Annotated in this window: 13 protein-coding genes and 4 tRNA genes; 2 read left to right on the plus strand and 15 right to left on the minus strand. The window is 61.9% G+C overall.

All coding sequences use genetic code 11. The features are described 5' to 3' along the window. Positions 1–350, minus strand: a 350-nt coding sequence (locus tag A9Z00_RS04925) for a helix-turn-helix domain-containing protein (protein ID WP_296974762.1), incomplete at its 3' end; no start/stop codon positions are given. Between the two features lie 161 nt (positions 351–511). Here A9Z00_RS04925 and A9Z00_RS04930 point away from each other — a divergent pair. Beyond that, positions 512–587 (plus strand) — tRNA-Val (locus tag A9Z00_RS04930). Positions 588–889: 302 nt separating this feature from the next. Next, positions 890–1828, plus strand: coding sequence for an S-layer homology domain-containing protein (locus A9Z00_RS04935; RefSeq protein ID WP_296975061.1), 939 nt, complete (start codon positions 890–892; stop codon positions 1826–1828). Between the two features lie 19 nt (positions 1829–1847). Here the strand turns inward: A9Z00_RS04935 and A9Z00_RS04940 are convergent, their stop codons facing one another. The 14 genes from A9Z00_RS04940 to A9Z00_RS05005 form a co-directional block, all read right to left on the minus strand. Next, the gene (locus A9Z00_RS04940; protein ID WP_296975062.1) at positions 1848–2678 is read right to left on the minus strand and encodes an SPL family radical SAM protein; all 831 of its coding nucleotides are present in this window, start codon (positions 2676–2678) and stop codon (positions 1848–1850) included. A gap of 86 nt (positions 2679–2764) precedes the next feature. After that, positions 2765–3433: a hypothetical protein gene (locus tag A9Z00_RS04945; RefSeq protein ID WP_296975063.1), complete on the minus strand. Its 669-nt coding sequence runs from the start codon at positions 3431–3433 to the stop codon at positions 2765–2767. Positions 3434–3669: 236 nt separating this feature from the next. Further along, a tRNA-Leu gene (locus A9Z00_RS04950) sits at positions 3670–3758 on the minus strand. 20 nt (positions 3759–3778) lie between these two features. After that, positions 3779–3852: transfer RNA gene (locus A9Z00_RS04955), tRNA-Ile, on the minus strand. A 26-nt stretch (positions 3853–3878) separates the two neighbouring features. Continuing rightward, a tRNA-Met gene (locus tag A9Z00_RS04960) sits at positions 3879–3955 on the minus strand. Between the two features lie 123 nt (positions 3956–4078). Then, a complete protein-coding gene (locus A9Z00_RS04965; protein WP_296975064.1) occupies positions 4079–4243 on the minus strand; it encodes a hypothetical protein in 165 nt (54 codons plus the stop codon). A 154-nt stretch (positions 4244–4397) separates the two neighbouring features. Then, the gene (locus A9Z00_RS04970; RefSeq protein WP_296975065.1) at positions 4398–5948 is read right to left on the minus strand and encodes an ABC transporter substrate-binding protein; all 1551 of its coding nucleotides are present in this window, start codon (positions 5946–5948) and stop codon (positions 4398–4400) included. A 5-nt stretch (positions 5949–5953) separates the two neighbouring features. Next, the gene (locus tag A9Z00_RS04975) at positions 5954–6826 is read right to left on the minus strand and encodes an ABC transporter ATP-binding protein (protein ID WP_296975435.1); all 873 of its coding nucleotides are present in this window, start codon (positions 6824–6826) and stop codon (positions 5954–5956) included. A 24-nt stretch (positions 6827–6850) separates the two neighbouring features. Continuing rightward, positions 6851–9754 carry an ABC transporter permease gene (locus tag A9Z00_RS04980; protein ID WP_296975066.1) on the minus strand — a complete coding sequence of 968 codons (2904 nt, stop codon included), beginning with the start codon at positions 9752–9754 and terminating at the stop codon, positions 6851–6853. Positions 9755–9757: 3 nt separating this feature from the next. Beyond that, positions 9758–10840: an efflux RND transporter periplasmic adaptor subunit gene (locus tag A9Z00_RS04985; RefSeq protein WP_296975067.1), complete on the minus strand. Its 1083-nt coding sequence runs from the start codon at positions 10838–10840 to the stop codon at positions 9758–9760. Continuing rightward, the gene (locus A9Z00_RS04990) at positions 10803–11555 is read right to left on the minus strand and encodes an ABC transporter ATP-binding protein (RefSeq protein WP_296975436.1); all 753 of its coding nucleotides are present in this window, start codon (positions 11553–11555) and stop codon (positions 10803–10805) included. The genes A9Z00_RS04985 and A9Z00_RS04990 overlap by 38 nt, the downstream gene beginning before the upstream one ends. 371 nt (positions 11556–11926) lie before the next feature. Continuing rightward, positions 11927–12856 (minus strand): carbohydrate ABC transporter permease, encoded by a 930-nt coding sequence (locus A9Z00_RS04995; RefSeq protein ID WP_296975437.1) that lies wholly within the window; start codon positions 12854–12856, stop codon positions 11927–11929. A 112-nt stretch (positions 12857–12968) separates the two neighbouring features. Further along, a complete protein-coding gene (locus tag A9Z00_RS05000) occupies positions 12969–13871 on the minus strand; it encodes a carbohydrate ABC transporter permease (RefSeq protein ID WP_296975068.1) in 903 nt (300 codons plus the stop codon). Then, positions 13868–16441 (minus strand): DUF5696 domain-containing protein, encoded by a 2574-nt coding sequence (locus A9Z00_RS05005; protein WP_296975069.1) that lies wholly within the window; start codon positions 16439–16441, stop codon positions 13868–13870. Before A9Z00_RS05005 ends, A9Z00_RS05000 begins: the two co-directional genes overlap by 4 nt. Between the last annotated feature and the right edge of the window lie 3 nt (positions 16442–16444).

Here is a 16444-nt window from a genome sequence, read left to right on the forward strand (position 1 = left end):
GCGGGACGCAACCCGCCTTCCAGCAGAATGCGGCGGACCGAAGAGACGCTTAAATGGATGTTTTCGTGTTCGGCCAACAGCTCGGCAAAGTGGGTGGCATTGCTTCCGAAGTAGCGCTCCTGATACAGGAGCATAACGCGTTGTTTAAGCGAATCGGCCAAGGTATGAGCGGGCTTACGGCCCCGATTCCCATGAGCGATGGCTTGTGCACCTCCGAGGCGATATTTGGCCTTAAGCCGATACGCTTGCCGAATACTGATGCCAAGAATGCGCGCGACATCCTGTTCCGCGAGATGGCCATCGATCCATTTTTCAAGAACCATAGCGCGTTTCAGTTCGCTCTTCGTCAAGGTGATCTGCTCCTTACCCATACTGACATTTTCTCGGATCAGTTACACCCTGACAATATCACAGAACAACGACAAATTTTTTTCGAATGGGGTTGACTCGCGGTGTAAAACCTGATATATTGTAGATCGTCACTGCGATGCAAACGAATCGATGACAACGTGATCTGTTAGCTCAGCTGGGAGAGCACCATCTTGACAGGGTGGGGGTCAGTGGTTCGAATCCACTACAGATCACCATTATCGAATGACCGGGAGCCCTTGGGAAATCAAGGGCTCTTTTTCTTTTTCATTGCGTTTCTTGATGGAAGTCCGGATGCGCCACGCCCGTGGCTCACCCTCCGTCGCATCGGCTTGCCGTCCTTCGGCACATCGTGACGGATGCACGCAGCCGGAATGCGGGTTCAGGCCCCGTGGGTCGGACGCGGGCGACATCGCCGTTTCGCCCGATCCGTCCTCCGTTCGAAACTTTTCGACGGGATCGGGCGTCCAATGGTTAGCGATGTTGTCAGATCGCATCAATTGTTTCGGAGGTGATCGGCATGAGCGGGACGCGCAGGCGCCCGGCCGGACGGATCACGGCGGCGCTGCTGGCGGTGTGGCTGGCGTTCGTTGCCGCCGGAACGGCCGCGGCGTTTCCGGATATCGCGGGCGATCCGAACGAGGAACGCATCCTGAAGCTCAAGGAAGAAGGCATTCTGAAGGGTGACGCGCAGGGACGTTTCCGGCCGGGGGACAAGCTGACCTATGCGGAAGGCATCACGATGATCGTCACGGGGCTCGGGCTGGATCGAAAATCGCTCGCGCTCGTAAAGGAACCGAAGGCAAGCGATTTCTACGATTTCGTTACGGAAGGCAGATGGTACACCGACGCCTTTCTTACCGCAGGATTCCATCTGGACCTGCCCCGCAGCGTGAAACCGGATCTGTCGATGACGCGCGAGCGCTTCGCCCATCACCTCTATCGGGGGCTTGTCTCGAAAGCCGGATTCGCGCTTCCCGCGCCGACTCCGGCAATGGAAGACCTGGACGCCGTCGCGCCGGAATTTCGGGGAAGCGTGCAATCGCTGATCTACGCCGGGATCGCGGAGACGGACGCAAGCGGCCGCTTCGAACCGAAGCGGGCCGTAACGCGCGGTGAAGCGGCCGGCATGTTGTACGAGGCCATCAGGTTCCTCCGCCGCCTGGAGGCGGCGGACAAGCCCGTCCAAGCGGCCGATCCTTCGCCGCTGGCGAATCTGCGGCTGGAATCCGAGCCGCTCACCGGTGAAGTGAACGCGGTGACCGTGCGGGCGACCGTGCCGCATGCCGGCTACGGCATCCGGGTCAAGTCCGTCGTCTTCGACGAAGACAAGGCGTTCATCCATGTCGAACCGGTGCGACCCGATCCCGATCGCGTCCATTTGCCGGTGCTGACCGAGGTATCGGCGACGGTGTACATCGGATCGGCCTACACGCCGGTGCTGGCGCTTCCGAAATGATCCGGCGCGTCCCGGCCTTTCACGGCGGCAGAAACCCTTCCCGGCTCCACAGCACGGTGCTGCCGTGCGGTTCGGCGCGGAGGCGCAGCTCGCGGAAAAACCGGCGCGCGGTCTCCGGATGGTACAGCTCCCCTTCGCCGGCCTGCTCGTACATCGCGCGGATGCCCAACGCTTCCGTCCGCTTGCCGCACGCGCCGTCGCCGTGGAAAAAATCGTCCACGACGATGCGGGGCGCCGCCCGCACCAGCTCGACGGCGAACGATTCGCTGTGCGGCAGAAGCGGCGATACGGCGATCTGCACGTCGATGCCGGCATCAAGCAACGTCCGCAGCGCCCGCCATCTCGCCGCAACGGGCGGCGCCTTCGGCGTGAATCGCCTGCGCACGGACTCCAGGTCCGTCTCGATCGTCAGGCTGACGCGCAATCGGCCGCCGAAGCGCCGCAGCAGTTCCCTGTCCCTCACGACCAGCGGACTTCTGGTCTGCAGCAGCAGGAAATCCGGCGGCATCTCCGCCATCGCCTCCAGCAGCGCGCGCGTGATGCCGTACCGTGCTTCGACCGGCTGGTAGGGATCGGTCGCGGAGCCCATGAAGACGGTCATGACGGTCCGTTCCCTGCTCCGCCGCCATTCCTTGCGGAACGCCTCCAGGTTCACCCGCTTTACGTCGATCCATTCTCCCCAATTCCTGCCGCGGAACAACCCGACGGGCATTCGGCGGACGTAGCAATAGGAACAGCCGAACGCGCAGCCCGCATACGGATTGAGCGTATGGGTGTAGCCTTCGAGAAAACCGCCGGCCGGATTCAGCAGCCGGCCGGGCGTGACAAACCGGATTTCCGTGCCTGACATGGTCGGAGCGGCGCCTCCCGTTCGTTCAGGTCGAAGGCCGGCCGATCGATTCGGCCGGCCTTTCGCATTCATCCCCGCCCGCGGTTTTACGAAGCATCCTTGCAGTCCTTTCTCAGCAGCTCGTACAGGAGGACGGGCAGCGTGACGAAAAACACGAAGTATGAGACGACGAAATAACTGCCGAATCTGTCGCGGAACAGACAGGCCGCGATGGCGGCAAGCGAGACGCACAGCACGATGGCCGACAGCAGAACCGCGTTCGCGCCGCCGAACCGAACATCCGCGCGGCGCGACGTCGGGACGAAGTCGAAGTTCCAGTTCATGACATGGAGCAGCCGGCACAGGGCGATTTCAAGGACGGCCGTCAGAACTTGAACGGACAGCGCCTTCCAGGGGTTGTCCCGGATATCGGCCCAGGTCAGATCCGGCAGAAACATCAAGCCGGCTATGATGATTCCCTGGAGCACAAACCCCGCCAGAAAACTCGAGAAATTCATGATGACCGAATAGGACGGCGGCACCCTGAACAGCAGGCAGCACCAGACGACGAGCAGCGCAAGCTGGATATAGGACGACAGTTCGTTCAAGTCCTCCTCAAGCCGCGTGACGTAGGAGATCTGGCTCATCAGGAGCGCGACGAGCAGCGTCATCGCGATCATTCCGGGCTTGATGCGGAAACGAAACAGCGTGAACATGAAGATGAAGTACGCGAAATACTCGAACAGGGATCCGATTACGAAAAGCAAGTATGCCATTTTCGGCCGTGCTCCTTCAATTTCCGGGGTTGTCCGGCAACATTTGGATAATTTGATTATATTGCCTTTATCCCGGTGCATCAATCATGGCCGTTCCGCAGGCCGAAATGTCCGGCCAAATCAAAAACGCCGGATGCATCGATCCGGCGTTTCGGACGATCACGGATTCCGTGTGGCGGCACCAACCGGCTGCAAATCAAAAATCCCTTGTGGATCAAGGGATCACGGACATTCGATGGTGCCGAGGACGGGAATCGAACCCGTACGGGTGTTACCACCCGCAGGATTTTAAGTCCTGTGCGTCTGCCAGTTCCGCCACCCCGGCGCGATTCCGACCCATCAAGGTGGGCCCTGAGGGACTCGAACCCCCGACCAATCGGTTATGAGCCGACCGCTCTAACCAACTGAGCTAAGGGCCCCGATGGTGCTTCCGCAAAGGTGAGACTGGTTGCGGGGGCAGGATTTGAACCTGCGGCCTTCGGGTTATGAGCCCGACGAGCTACCGGACTGCTCCACCCCGCGACAATCCGTAAACATGAAATGCCATACACGGGTGACGAACTTAACTATACAATAGCCGATCCGCGCACGTCAAGTATCAGGGCGGGCGGATCCCGGACCGCCGCGGGCGGCGGTTCCGGGATCCTACGGCAGGTAGCGGACGCCGTAACGGCCTTTGCGCGAGCGGAACACTTCGATTTCGCGCGGCAGCCGGCAACCGTAAAGCCACCAGTCGTTCTCCATCCGCTTCACCAGACAACCCGCCTGAAATTTCGTATCATACAGCCGGCTCCAGTAGACCCAGCCCATGCCGATCCTCCCCGCAAATGAAGATTCGCTTCTTAGAATGCCCGCATCCGCGGCAAACCAAGCGCATGCGGACGCGGGGAATAGGTGCACGGGCCGGAGGGCCGCCGCCCGGCGCACGGCGCGCTTTTCGGCGGGTGCGGCGGCCTGTTCGGCGTCAATCGACGACAATCACTTCGCTTTCCAGACGGCCCCCGTACGGAATGACCGGTCCGATGCCGATCTCGCCGCCCGATTCGCCCTTGTTCTGCAGCACGGCGTTGCCTTCGGTCTCCCATTCGGCGAGCGCTTCCTTGACCGACTTCTTGTTCTCGATCACTTCCTGGAACTTGTTCCGCCCGATGTTTTCCACTTGCCAGAGGTTCGGATGTTCCCGATACAGCTTCTCGTAGTCGACGTTCGCGGGCGGAACCGGTCTGAGCAGCGTGAACGCGCCGATGTTGAAATCGAGGCCGGCCGGCGGCTTCAGGAATTCCTTGCGGGCCGACAGTTCGTGCATCGAGCGCGATTTCAGCTTCGCCCAATCCCGGCCGTTGATGAACTTGACGTACCTCCAGGCGTCGTCCGGGTTCTGCGCCTTGGCGTTGATCGTCGTGATCGAGTTCAGGTACGTGTTGCTGCCGATGCCGGGCGCTTCCTCATGCTGCGGCAGCGTGACGACATCCCAATCCGGGGCCTCGAAATCGGAACGCGTGCTCGCGTATTCCGCCGCGGCCTGCAGTTCGTTGATGTAGCCGTAATCGGCGGTCATCATGGCCACCCTGCCCATGATGAACAGATCGCCGGCAAACGGATTCGGCGTCTCCCCTTCCTTCACTTCCCAGACGTTGCCGACATCCTCGTAGGTCGGCACGATATCGTTCATGTAGAGATCCGCCATCGTCGTCCAGACGCGCTCCCACACCGGCGTGTTGACCGTCATGTGCTCGCCGTTGTTGTCGTACATCCGCAGCTGGAGCGGCGGGGTATAGGTAGATTGCATTTCGTAGTACGGATCGCCGAACCAGCGGTTGAACTGGATGCCGAATACCCGCTCGGAACCTTCACCGCGCGCGATGAGCTTCGCAAGGTTGAGGACATCGCTCCAGTACATGTTGTCGGTCGGCGGCGTCACGCCGTATTGCTCGAACAGCCGCTTGTTGTAGAAGAGCGCGTTCGAGCTGAACGTCGGCGCCAGCGCGTACAGGTTGTTGTCTCCGAGCGCGCGGATGCCTTCCAGCACCGCCGGGACAAAATCTTCAAGATCGAAATTGTCCTTCTGGATGAGGGGATCGAGCTGTTGCAGCAGATTGTCCTCGATCAGACGGCGAAGATAGGCGTAATCGATGATCAGCACGTCGACCGGATTGTCACCGGTCAGCATTTTCTTGAGCTCTTCGTACGGATCGGGTTGCTGCTGCTCCTCCCCCGTGGCGAACCGTTGCTTGTTCCAGTCAATGGCCGACACGATCTGGATCTCGATGTCCGGGTTCAGCAGCTCGAACGAATCGGTGTACTGCTGGCGGAACCAGGATTCATCGCTCGCCGAACCGTACAGCGTGCCGATGCGGAGCACCCGGTTCCGCGGTTCCCCGTTGCCGTCGGAGCCGCCGGAGCCGCCGCTGCTGCACGCCGCCAGCAGCGAAGCCATCATCAGCGCCGCCAGCGCAGCCGGCAGCCATCTTCTCCATCCGCCGGCTTGGCCGGCCCGTGTTCCCTGTCGATTCATGTTCCTCATCCCTCCAATGATTTCGGCGCCGTGATGATAATCCGCTCGCCGTCAAATTCCATCGAGGCCTTGTCGCGGATGCCGAGGGCGGCCAGATATTCCTTCGGTACCTGGAGCCTTCCCGCGCGATCGATCACGACGTACTCCTCGTGCGCCTCCCGGAGTCCGCCGAATCCGCCTTCCGCCCGGTCGAGATTCTCGTTGCGCTTTACGAATTCGGTGCTGGTCAGCCCGTCGCGGATCGCGACGACCCGGTCCACCTTGCCCGCCAGCGCCAGATCGTGCGTGACGATGACGATCGTGACGCCGAACTCCCGGTTCATCCGCCGGAAAATGTCCATGATCATGTCGGACGTCTTCGTGTCGACCGACCCGGTCGGCTCATCCGCCAGAAGCAGCTGCGGACGGTTCGCAAGCGCGATCGCGATCGCGACCCGCTGCTGCTCGCCGCCGGAGAGCTGGTGCAGCTTGCTCTTCATCCGGTCCTTGAGGCCGACCATTTCGAGAAGCTGTTTCGCGTAGGCGCGGTCCAGCTTGCCGGACAGCATCATCGGCATTTCGACGTTCTCTAGCGCGGACAGGTAGGGCAACAGGTTGCGCGCGTTGTTCTGCCAGATGAATCCCACCGTGTCCCGCTTGTACTCGACGAGCTGCTCGTCCGTGATCTTGAGCAGATCCCATTGGCCGACCCTCACCCGTCCGGCCGACGGACGGTCCAGTCCGCCGAGGATATTGAGCAGCGTCGACTTGCCGCTGCCGCTGTTGCCGATGATCGCCATCATTTCGCCCTTGCGGACCGTCAGATTGAGCCCCTGCAGCGCGACGACCTCCAGATCGTCGGTCTTGTAAATCTTGACCAGACCTTCGCATTCGATCATCGTCTCCGACGTGGACTCCATCGGTTACCGCTCCTCTCCCATCTTCACGGCCTGATGCACGCGCAGCCTGCGGATGTGCAGGAACAGGAACGCGGCGCCGGTCAGCATCATGACGCCGACGACGACGTACAGTTGAACCGTATCCTGCTGTTCGAACACGACGCGGAACGGCGGAACGGCGCTCGTGACGTTCTCCGCCGTCTGCAGGAACGGCAGGAACAGCCGGCTCGCGATCTTGCCGATCACGAATCCGAGGCCGATCGCGAGGCCCCCCGTGAAGAGCTGCTCGAGCAGCAGCATGCCGGTCAGCTGCTTCCGCGACAGCCCCATCGCGCGCAGCACGCCGAACTGGACGATCCGTCCGGTCAGGTTGAAGAACCAGTACAGCAGGTAGCCCGCCAGCGATATGATGACCGACACGAGGAAGCCGAGGCTGAGGATGCCGAAGACGCCGCCGCGGGTCGGATGCTTCGACTGGGTGATCAGCTCGGAGCGGACGTCCGTGACCGAAGCCAGCTCGATGCCGCGGTCCATGAGCGTCGTCATGATCGGCGCCACCTTCGCTTCGGGCTCCATCTTGAGCCAGACCTCGTACGGTATGAGCGGCACCTGGTCGTAAATGTAATCGATGTTGGCGATCACGAACGGCGACTGATCGGGATAGAGCGACGGCCAGTACGGCAAAATGCCGACGATCACGAATTCGATCATGCCGTCCGTCAGCCCCACCGAGATCAGATCGCCCGGCTTCAGTTGATACCGCTCCGCCACGTTGGACGGGATGATCGCCGCCTGCTCGTACTCGCCCATGAAGCTCAGATAATAATACGGATGGACCGGGAACAGGTCGTTCCGGAACCAGGCCACCTTGGCGAATTTGTCGTTCTCGATGCCCATCAGGATGCCCTGGCCGATCGAACGGCCGGAGACGACGATGTTGCCCTTCGTCTTGAGCACGCGCGAAGCCTCTTCCACGCCTTCCAGCGTGCGGAAGATTTCGAACGGCGGCTCGATATAGTTGATGCGGGTCGGCGTGCCCGCTCCGCCTCCCGGTCCGCCACCGGGGCCGCCGCCCGGATCGCCCGGACCCCCGCCCGGATTGCCGCCGGTTTCCCCGCCCGATCCGCCGCCGGATCCGCCGCTCTGCGGCGTCCGGAATTCGGCGCGGCCTTCCCACACGGTCTGGATGACGACGTCCGTTCCGTGGCGGTACAGGATGCGTTCGGTCGAATTGAGATCGATCGTGCGCGCCGCGGCGGCGTTGTAGACGCCGAGCCCGAGCGTCAGGATAAGCAGGATCATGAGCGGATAATAGGCGGTTGACGACCGCGACAATTGCGTAAGCGTCAGGTACAGCGGCAGCGGCATGATCTTCCGCCCGAGCCATCCGACCAGCTTCAGAAGCAGCGGGAACAGCCGCAGGCAGAAGAGGCCGATCGAGAAGATCGCGATGGCCGGAACGAAGAACAGGAACGGGTTGACGTTGAGCTGATCCGTCGTCATGCCGGTCCGGAACGTCAGCATCTGCCGCTGGTCGAACAGGTACCAGCCGTAGGCGGAGATGCCGATCAGCGCCGCGTCGAGGAACCATCGCTGCCAGAGCGGCTTGCGGTCGCTGCGGGCCTGCCGCCGCTTGTAGTCGACGATCGAAGAGCGCGCGTACAGGATGGCCGGGATCACCATCGACAGGATGGCGAGCACGACCGCCGCGGCGCCCGCGATCATCGCCTCGGTCGAGAACCCGACGGGAATCGATTTGCGCTCGACGAACGTCAGGAATCCGTTCGCCGAGCCGATGCTCTTCGCCATGAACCAGCCGATGAACGGCCCGACCGCCAGGGCAACCGCGCCGAGCAGCAGGCCCTCGAGCAGGTAGATCCCGATGATCTGCCGGGTCCCGGCGCCGCGGCTGCGCAGCACCGCGATGTCGGCCTTCTGCTTCTCGAGCGATTGCCTTGCGTTCATCGCGATGAAATAGAAGACCATCGCGATCATCGGCGCGGCAAGGGTGAAGAGCAGCGTCTGCAGCTGCAATCCCTGGCGGCGGAATTCGCTCAGCGTGTCGGCGAACGAAATCTCCACCCGCGTGTCCTTCAGGATCTGGTACAGCTCGATGTCGAGCCGGTCCAGCGTCCGCCGGAGCGGCGCAAGCTGGCTCGTCTTGATCTCGCGCAGGTCGAACGCGTAATACCAGTAGGCGTTGTGAATCGGCACGCCCCTGGCCCGGAGCTCCCGCTCGAAGGCGTCTTCGCCGACGAGCAGATAGTTCATGATCGACTCGAACCCCTGGAACCAGTAGGGGTCGGTCTGGTCGAGCGGCATGTAGGCGCCGACGATCTTCACCTTCAGGACCCGGTTCTGTCCGCCGGGCACCGGATAATACAGTTCGTCGCCGACGTGCAGATCGTTGCGGTACAGCGCTTCTTCCATCATGACGGCTTCGATGACGCCGTCTTCCGCCGCCCCGTCCCCGAACATGCGTCCCTGCGTAATCTCCGCATTCTCTCCGAGGCCGGTCATCACGGCGATCGTCAATTGCCGGACGCGGCTGGCGTCGACCTTCGTCGGGTCGACCGGCGCCGTTTCCGCGCCGCGGATCGTCCGCACGGACACGAACGTGTCGTACGGAAATCCGATCCGCCCGGGAATCTTGTCGCGGATGAAGGCGTCCACCTCCGGAAAGCCGGCCTGTTCGGACGCCGGCGTCCCGCCGCTCGCCTGATAGCGGATGAGGAGCGAGCCGGCCGGCATGCCGGTGCTCGCCTCGCGCAGCGAATCGGCGACGACCCGCTTCAGCGCGCCGTCCGCGTACATCGGAATGCTGACGGTGAACGCGACGGCCGCGATGAGCCCTGCCGCCGTGCTGAGCGTGAGCCACCGGGTATTCCACATTTTGCGGAACAGAAACCGCAGCATCGGAACGCCCATCGCCTATCGACCTACGACTTTCTGTCCCGGTTCGAGACCTTCGAGAATTTCCACCATCGTCGACGTCTGCAGACCGACCGCGACGTCGACCTCGCGCTTGCTGCCGTCCGGCTCGACGACCTGGACGTAGGTCCGGGAACCGATCGTCCGGAGCGCGGACGGCGGAATGACGACCGCGTTCTCGATCCGCTTGATGATGACGCTGGCCGACAGCGGCGTTCCGCGGACCGCGCCCTCCGGCATCTCGCCGATGTCGATCTGCACGTAATCCTCCGGACGCTCGGACCGCCGCTGCTGCGGATTGCCGCTCTCGTCATCCCGTGGCACCGGCAGCATCGATACCTTGCCCTCGAACTTGCCCACCCCGTTGATGTCGACGATCGCCGGCATCCCGACCGCGATTTTCTCGCGGTCCGTCTTCGAGAAGTCGGCCGTGACCACGAGATTGCCCGTGTCGGCGATCGTGACGATCGGGTCGTACGCCTTGACGAGCTCCCCCTTCTCGACGTGCACCTGGACGACGGTGCCCGAGATCGGCGCGCGGAGCACCGCCTTCGCGATCTCGTTCTCGAGATCGACGATCGCCTGGCGCTGCTCCTCGAAGGTGAGGACCATCTGTTCGTAATCGACCGGGTCCATTTCGTCGCGGTTGCGAATCGCATCCTTCATGTTGCGTTCAACGGAGCGGAATTGCAGCTTCCGCTGGCGCAGATCCCGCTCCATGTCGTCGACGTCCAGCACGGCGATGACCTGGCCGGCCTCCACCCGGTCGCCGACCTTCACGTCGAGCGTCCGGAGCCGCTTGCCGTCCAGTTCGAAGAACAGCGTCTCTTCCCGGCTGCTCATGATCTTGCCGATCGCCTGCACCTTCGTCTCGATCGTGGCGGTGGTCACCTCGTACTCGGGCTTTTTCGAAATCGTCGGCGGCTTGATCTCGGGCAGCACCTCTTCCTCCGCTTCGTCCGGAAGCAGCGCGCAACCGCCGGCCGCAAGCGCCACGGCGAGGAAAAGCGAAGCCAGGGCCGAAAGCCTGCGGTGCATGGTACGTCTAGGTGATGAATCTTCCGTCAACCATTTCGTGGACATGGTCCGCAACCTCCAGAATCGTAGGGTCGTGCGTCGTCATGCAGATCGTCACGTGCTCCGTCTCGATGATCGTGCGGAATACCTTCATGATTTGGGCGGCCATCTGGGAATCGAGCTCGGCCGTCGGCTCGTCCGCGAGCAGCAGCCGGGGCCGGTGGGCGATCGCCTTCGCGATGGCGACCCGCTGCTGCTCGCCGCCCGAAAGCTCAAAGGGTCGGTGGTGCATCCGCTTGCCCAATCCGACCAGCTCCAGGCACCGGGTCACCCGATCTTTCCATTCCGCCTTGGGCACGCCGGCCATCCGGAGCGACAGCTCCACATTCTCGTAGGCAGAGAGCAGCGGCAGCAACGCGTAGGCCTGAAAGACGAACCCGATCTCCTTCCGCCTGACGATCGTCCGCTCATCGTCGCTCATCCTGTGAAACGCATGCGGCCCGAACCAGATCTCGCCGCGGGTCGGCGTATCCAGCCCGCCGATCAGATTGAGCAGCGTCGTCTTGCCGGAGCCCGAGCGGCCGCGCAGCATGACAAGCCGACGCGGATGCAGTTCGAGATTGATGCCCTTCAGGACGTGCAACTTCTCGCCCCCGACGTCGAACGTGCGTTCGACGCCCCTGGCCACGAGCAGCGGACCCTCTTCCCGGTCCGGGCCGCGCTCGCCGGCGACCGCGGCGGCTGCGGCATCCCGCCGCGCCCTGTCCCTGAGCCGAAGCATGCCATCCATCCACCCCTTCCGGATACCGTTGGCAGGCGTCGATTACCAACCTAATTTTTAGACGGCCGAACCCGGGAAAAAGTTACGAAAATTTCAAGAGGAAATCAAAAGAAATGTTTGTTTGTACCCGATCATGGCGAAAAAGCAAGGGCGGCACTTGCGTGCCGCCCGCTTTCTTCCGTGACTCCCGAACCGTTCACGGTCTCGCGTCCCCGTCCCTTCCTCCCGTTCTCCGGGAAGCGGATCACGCTTGAGGCCGGCAGCTCGTCCCGCGTCCCGAGCAACCGCCTTCATCCCGTTCCCCGCCTCCCCCGGAACAAATGCAGAGCGGCCCGGACGCGGCCGGAGCCGCGCGCCGGGCCGCGGTCCGGTCATCCGACGATGCCGGTGCGCTCGACGCTCTCGACGAAATAGCGCTGCACGAACAGATAGAGGATGATGAGCGGCGCGATCGACAGCAGGACGCCGGTGTCGACGATCATCGCGACATGGTTCGGATCCGCCCTTACCTCCGTTCCCTCGATGCCGAGCAGCCGCGGCAATTGCTGGTTCACATTCGCCGGCAGGGCGGCGACGGAGTTCGCCATCAGCTCGCTGTTGGTCATGAACAGCGAAGCGTAGAACGTGTCGTTGTATTGCCAGACGAACGCGAACAGCAGAACGGTGATGATCGGCGGAATCGCGTTCGGCAGCATGATCATCAGGAATGTGCGGATGCCGCCCGCCCCGTCGATCAGCGCCGCCTCCTCGATCTCCTTCGGCAGCCCGCGGAAGAACTGCCGGAAGATATAGATGTAGAGACCCGATTTCAGGCCGACGCCGAACGCCGCCATGATGATGGACGGCCAATAGGTGTTCAACAGGTTGAGGCCTTCCCGGCCGGTAAACAACGTGACGAGATTGAAAACGTCGAAATTCCGGAAATGCAGGTACATCGGCACCATGAGCGTGCTCGCCGGAATCAGGATCGTCAGGATGACGCACGCAAACAGGATGTTTCGGCCCGGAAATTCGAATCGCGCGAATCCGTACCCGGCAAGCGCGCACGAGGCCGTCGCCATCAAGGTCGTCGAGACGACGAACAACAGCGTATTCCGGAGCAGCGGCCAATAATTGAGAATGTCCAGCGCGTTCTTGATGTTTTCGAGCGTGAAGTGGACCGGAATCATGTAAATCGTCGGATTGTAGATGTCCTCCGGACTCTTGAACGCCACCGAGATCTGCTGGAGGATCGGACGAATGATGATAAAACCGATGCCGAGGATGAGCACGAACCGGAACAGCGACCAGAGCCAGGACATCGATCGGTTGCGGATGCGCTGGTACCGGATCACGTACCCTTCGTTCTCGAGCCTTTTCCCTCGAACATCGAGCAATTTCGGAGCAGCCACGGACCCGTTCCTCCCTTCCATGTCAGTTGTGATAGAAGACCCTGCGCGAAATCAGGAAGCCCACGATGATCAGCAGCAGGCTGACGGAAAGCGTGTAAAGCCACGCCATGGCTGCGCTGAGACCGAAGTTCTGGGTCTGGAACGCGGTCTGGTAGATCCGCTCCGTCACCGGGCTGTCGCCGAACGAGTCGATGATCGTATAGATGACGTTCGTCAGGATGAGCGGGCTGACCATCGGAAACGTGATCTTCCAGAACATTTCATAGGCCGTCGCGCCGTCGATTTTCGCCACTTCGTACATCGAAGACGGAATCGACTGCAGCGCGGCGAGGAAAATCAGAATCTGCACGCCGGAGCTGCTGATGATCTCGTAGATCCGGGTGATCGCCGACGAAATATAATCGACATACCATTCCGGAATGCCGGCGTTGCCCAGCATCCGGACGACCATCATCGGGTCGAAGCCCGTTTGCTGCTGAGCCAGATCCTCGGCTGCCTGGACGCTGCCGGTCATCTGGATCAGGCCGGATTGCTGCGCCGCTTCCACGGCGCCGGACGCCAGGATGACCGGCAGGAAGAAGATGGCCCGGGCGACCGAGCGGCCGCGGAACTTCTGGTTGAGCAGCGTTGCCATGAACAGGCTGAAGAACAGAATCATCGGCACGTCGTACAACATCTCCAGCACCGACTGCGTCAGCACCCGGTTGAATTCGGGGTCGACCGCCAGTGCCTCCCTGAAGTTCGCGATACCGATGAACTGCAGCGTAAATCCGTCCGGCGCAACGATCAGCTTGCTGAAGCTGAAGCGGATCGACTCGATCAGCGGCGCAAGGAACAGGAAGACGAAACCGATCAACCACGGCAGGATGAAGAAGATTCCGAGGATCGCCCGTCTCTGCGACAAGGTCAGCCGCATCCGGATCATCTGGAATCACCTCCCACCGTGAAATTCCGCGCTTCGATCCTCACGCCGCCCACCGTCACCGTCTCATCGGTATAGTTGACGAAGATGGAAGTTCCGTCCGAATAGCGGACTTCGACGACGCCGTCCAAGTGGCGGACATGCTCTTCGATCGTCTTCGTCCTCAAGCCCGCCAACGCGTCGTTCAGCCTTGCATACAGCTCGGCCGCCTCGTCGATCCAATCGGTGTACCGGGTCGAGAACAGGTAATCGTAACGCGTGAACTTCAGCTCCGATGACGACTCGTAAGACCACAGGAAATGCGGCGCCGCGCCATACTCGAGCAGGCGGAGCAGATGATAACGCATGTCCTGCTCGTCATGCAGATTGATCGGCGAACCGGCGTAGTCGACGGAACCGTGGATGACCATCTGATAGAACGGCACCGTCTCGTCCACGATGTTGAAGCGGCTCGACTCCATCGGCGCATTGACAATCTGGTCCGCATAGGGCAGCGCGTAAGCGTTGCCGCCCGTGATCAGCACATCGGAATAGCGTTCGCTCAGCTTTGCAAGCTGCTCCACCGCGATGTTCTTCGCGTTTTCGCGGAACACGACCCGCCTCACCCGGTAGTCCGCGTGCAGCAGATCGCCGAGATCCCGCAGCGACACCGCGTCGATGCCGTACTTGTCGTATCCTTTCATGAATCGGTCGACGAAGTAGGGCAACTTGGCCGGCGACAGCAGCCAGTAACCGCCCAGAAGGGAATTCATTCGATTCAGGGCGCGGTCGTATTGATGCCTGAGCGACTGTTCCCGCGTTACGAATCGCGCCGAATCGGACGCCGGCTTGAACGTGAAGCTGTCCCGCAGCACATGCTGCAGCGCGACGTCCGGATACAGCCCGCCGCCCATCGCTTCAAGCCGCTCCGCGAGCCGCTTCAGCTCCTTCCGGCTGCCGAGCTTGTTCACCATGTCCACCTTGGACGGCAGCGAATGGCTGTACCCGCCGTTGAACCAGCCGAGATACCGCATCCGGATGTTGCGGATGCCGCGGGATTCGAGCATGTCGACGATCTCGCCGGCCTCCTCCACCGTCGTCATCGCCGTGATGCCCTTGTAGGGCACGCCGAGGAACGACTTGCGCTTGTCAATCGCACCGAGCACGTCGACGTAGAAGGGCAGATCGCTTTCCTTTTCCATCGGTTTCAATTTGCCGGCTGCCCGCAGTCGCTCGCGGTACAGCTTCGCCATGCCGGAATAGGTGGCGTCTTCTCCCGCGAGGAAGCTGAACCGGATCTGCATGTCTCCGGTATAGCGGGCATCCGTCAGCAGCTGGATCTCTTCGACGCCCCGCGAGCCCCGGTACAGCTCGAGCTCGTCTTCACCGCGGATCTGGAAGCTGGCGTAAATGTAGTTGTAGCTGTTCTGACGGCCGCTGATATCCGCGGTGATGCTCGCGATCGCTTCGCCGAGTTCGATTTCCGCAAACCAGGCGTGGTTGCCGGACTTCAAGCCGAACACCGGAAGCCGCGCGGATTCCGCGATCTGTTTCCTCCGGCGCGTGTTGTCGTTCAGATCGTCGCCGTACACGCGCTGGCTGTAGATTTCGGCGTTCTTCTTGCCGTTGTTCAGGTAGATCAAACCGCCGGATCCGTCCGGAACGAACATGTAGCCCTGCTCGTCCGTGCCGGCCGCGCCGAAAAATTTGAGCAGCTCGATGTTCCGGATTTTGAATCCTTCCGATTCTTCGATCTTGCTTCCGGGCACGTACACGACCAGCGTGTCACCCTCGAGCCGGTACTCGACGACCACCGTGAAGCTCGGCTTCTCGGTCAAGGCGCCGCCGATGCCGTTCTCCTCGTTGTCGTACGCGAGGTCCTCCGCGGTGTATCCGGCCTGCTCGAACGCCGCCAGCACACGGGCCAGAACGAGCGGACGCTCGACATACGTATCGAGCCGTTCCAGCACGTCGGGGTTGTCCTTCAGCGCCACATATGCCCTGCGGAGCGTCGCCTGAGCCGATTCGTCGACCTTGCTCATGATTCTTTCTTCGAAGCGCGCCTTGCTGATCCGCTTCGGCAGCGCGTCGATGCCGAGCTCGGTATCGCCCAGCACGTAGGTGATCCGGATGCCGTTCTCGATCGATTCCGCCGTAAATTGGCCGTTCATGATGCTCATCGCGTAGTTCGTGAACGTACCGAGCGTTCCGATGTCATTACGGAAGTTCACCGTCACCTGCGAAGCGAGCGCTTCCTTCTCGTAGGGCGAAGCGATCGGATCGCTCTCGAGATCCTCCGGATTGCTGCGCCATACTTTGCCGCTCCGTTTGTCCAGCACCGCGATCGCGGTCGTCTCTTCGGAATAGTAAAGCGCGAGCGCATCCGTCTCCGCGACCGGCTTCATGCCGGGAACGGCGTTCCGGCCGTCCGCGAGGAACTTCAGTTCGGACGCCGGCAGTTCCTCCGCGGCCGCCGTCGTGTAGCGGGCCGCGTCGACCGCCGGAGCGCCCTTTGTCGCCATGTAGTACGACGCGGCTGCGATGCCGGCGACCAGCAGGAAGGCCAGCACCGCGTACCATTTTCTCCGTCTCATCCC

It is taken from the genome of Thermobacillus sp. ZCTH02-B1, assembly GCF_002159085.1.
Lineage (GTDB): Bacteria > Bacillota > Bacilli > Paenibacillales > Paenibacillaceae > Thermobacillus.

Excerpts from the sequence above, each read along its gene's own strand:
- A9Z00_RS04970 (WP_296975065.1), bottom strand. The coding sequence starts at position 5,948 with ATGAATCGACAGGGAACACGGGCCGGCCAAGCCGGCGGATGGAGAAGA.
- A9Z00_RS04965 (WP_296975064.1), bottom strand. The coding sequence starts at position 4,243 with ATGGGCTGGGTCTACTGGAGCCGGCTGTATGATACGAAATTTCAGGCG.
- A9Z00_RS04975 (WP_296975435.1), bottom strand. The coding sequence starts at position 6,826 with ATGATCGAATGCGAAGGTCTGGTCAAGATTTACAAGACCGACGATCTG.
- A9Z00_RS04940 (WP_296975062.1), bottom strand. The coding sequence starts at position 2,678 with ATGTCAGGCACGGAAATCCGGTTTGTCACGCCCGGCCGGCTGCTGAAT.
- A9Z00_RS04935 (WP_296975061.1), top strand. The coding sequence starts at position 890 with ATGAGCGGGACGCGCAGGCGCCCGGCCGGACGGATCACGGCGGCGCTG.
- A9Z00_RS05000 (WP_296975068.1), bottom strand. The coding sequence starts at position 13,871 with ATGATCCGGATGCGGCTGACCTTGTCGCAGAGACGGGCGATCCTCGGA.
- A9Z00_RS04945 (WP_296975063.1), bottom strand. The coding sequence starts at position 3,433 with ATGGCATACTTGCTTTTCGTAATCGGATCCCTGTTCGAGTATTTCGCG.
- A9Z00_RS04990 (WP_296975436.1), bottom strand. The coding sequence starts at position 11,555 with ATGCTTCGGCTCAGGGACAGGGCGCGGCGGGATGCCGCAGCCGCCGCG.
- A9Z00_RS05005 (WP_296975069.1), bottom strand. The coding sequence starts at position 16,441 with ATGAGACGGAGAAAATGGTACGCGGTGCTGGCCTTCCTGCTGGTCGCC.
- A9Z00_RS04980 (WP_296975066.1), bottom strand. The coding sequence starts at position 9,754 with ATGGGCGTTCCGATGCTGCGGTTTCTGTTCCGCAAAATGTGGAATACC.
- A9Z00_RS04985 (WP_296975067.1), bottom strand. The coding sequence starts at position 10,840 with ATGTCCACGAAATGGTTGACGGAAGATTCATCACCTAGACGTACCATG.
- A9Z00_RS04995 (WP_296975437.1), bottom strand. The coding sequence starts at position 12,856 with ATGTCCTGGCTCTGGTCGCTGTTCCGGTTCGTGCTCATCCTCGGCATC.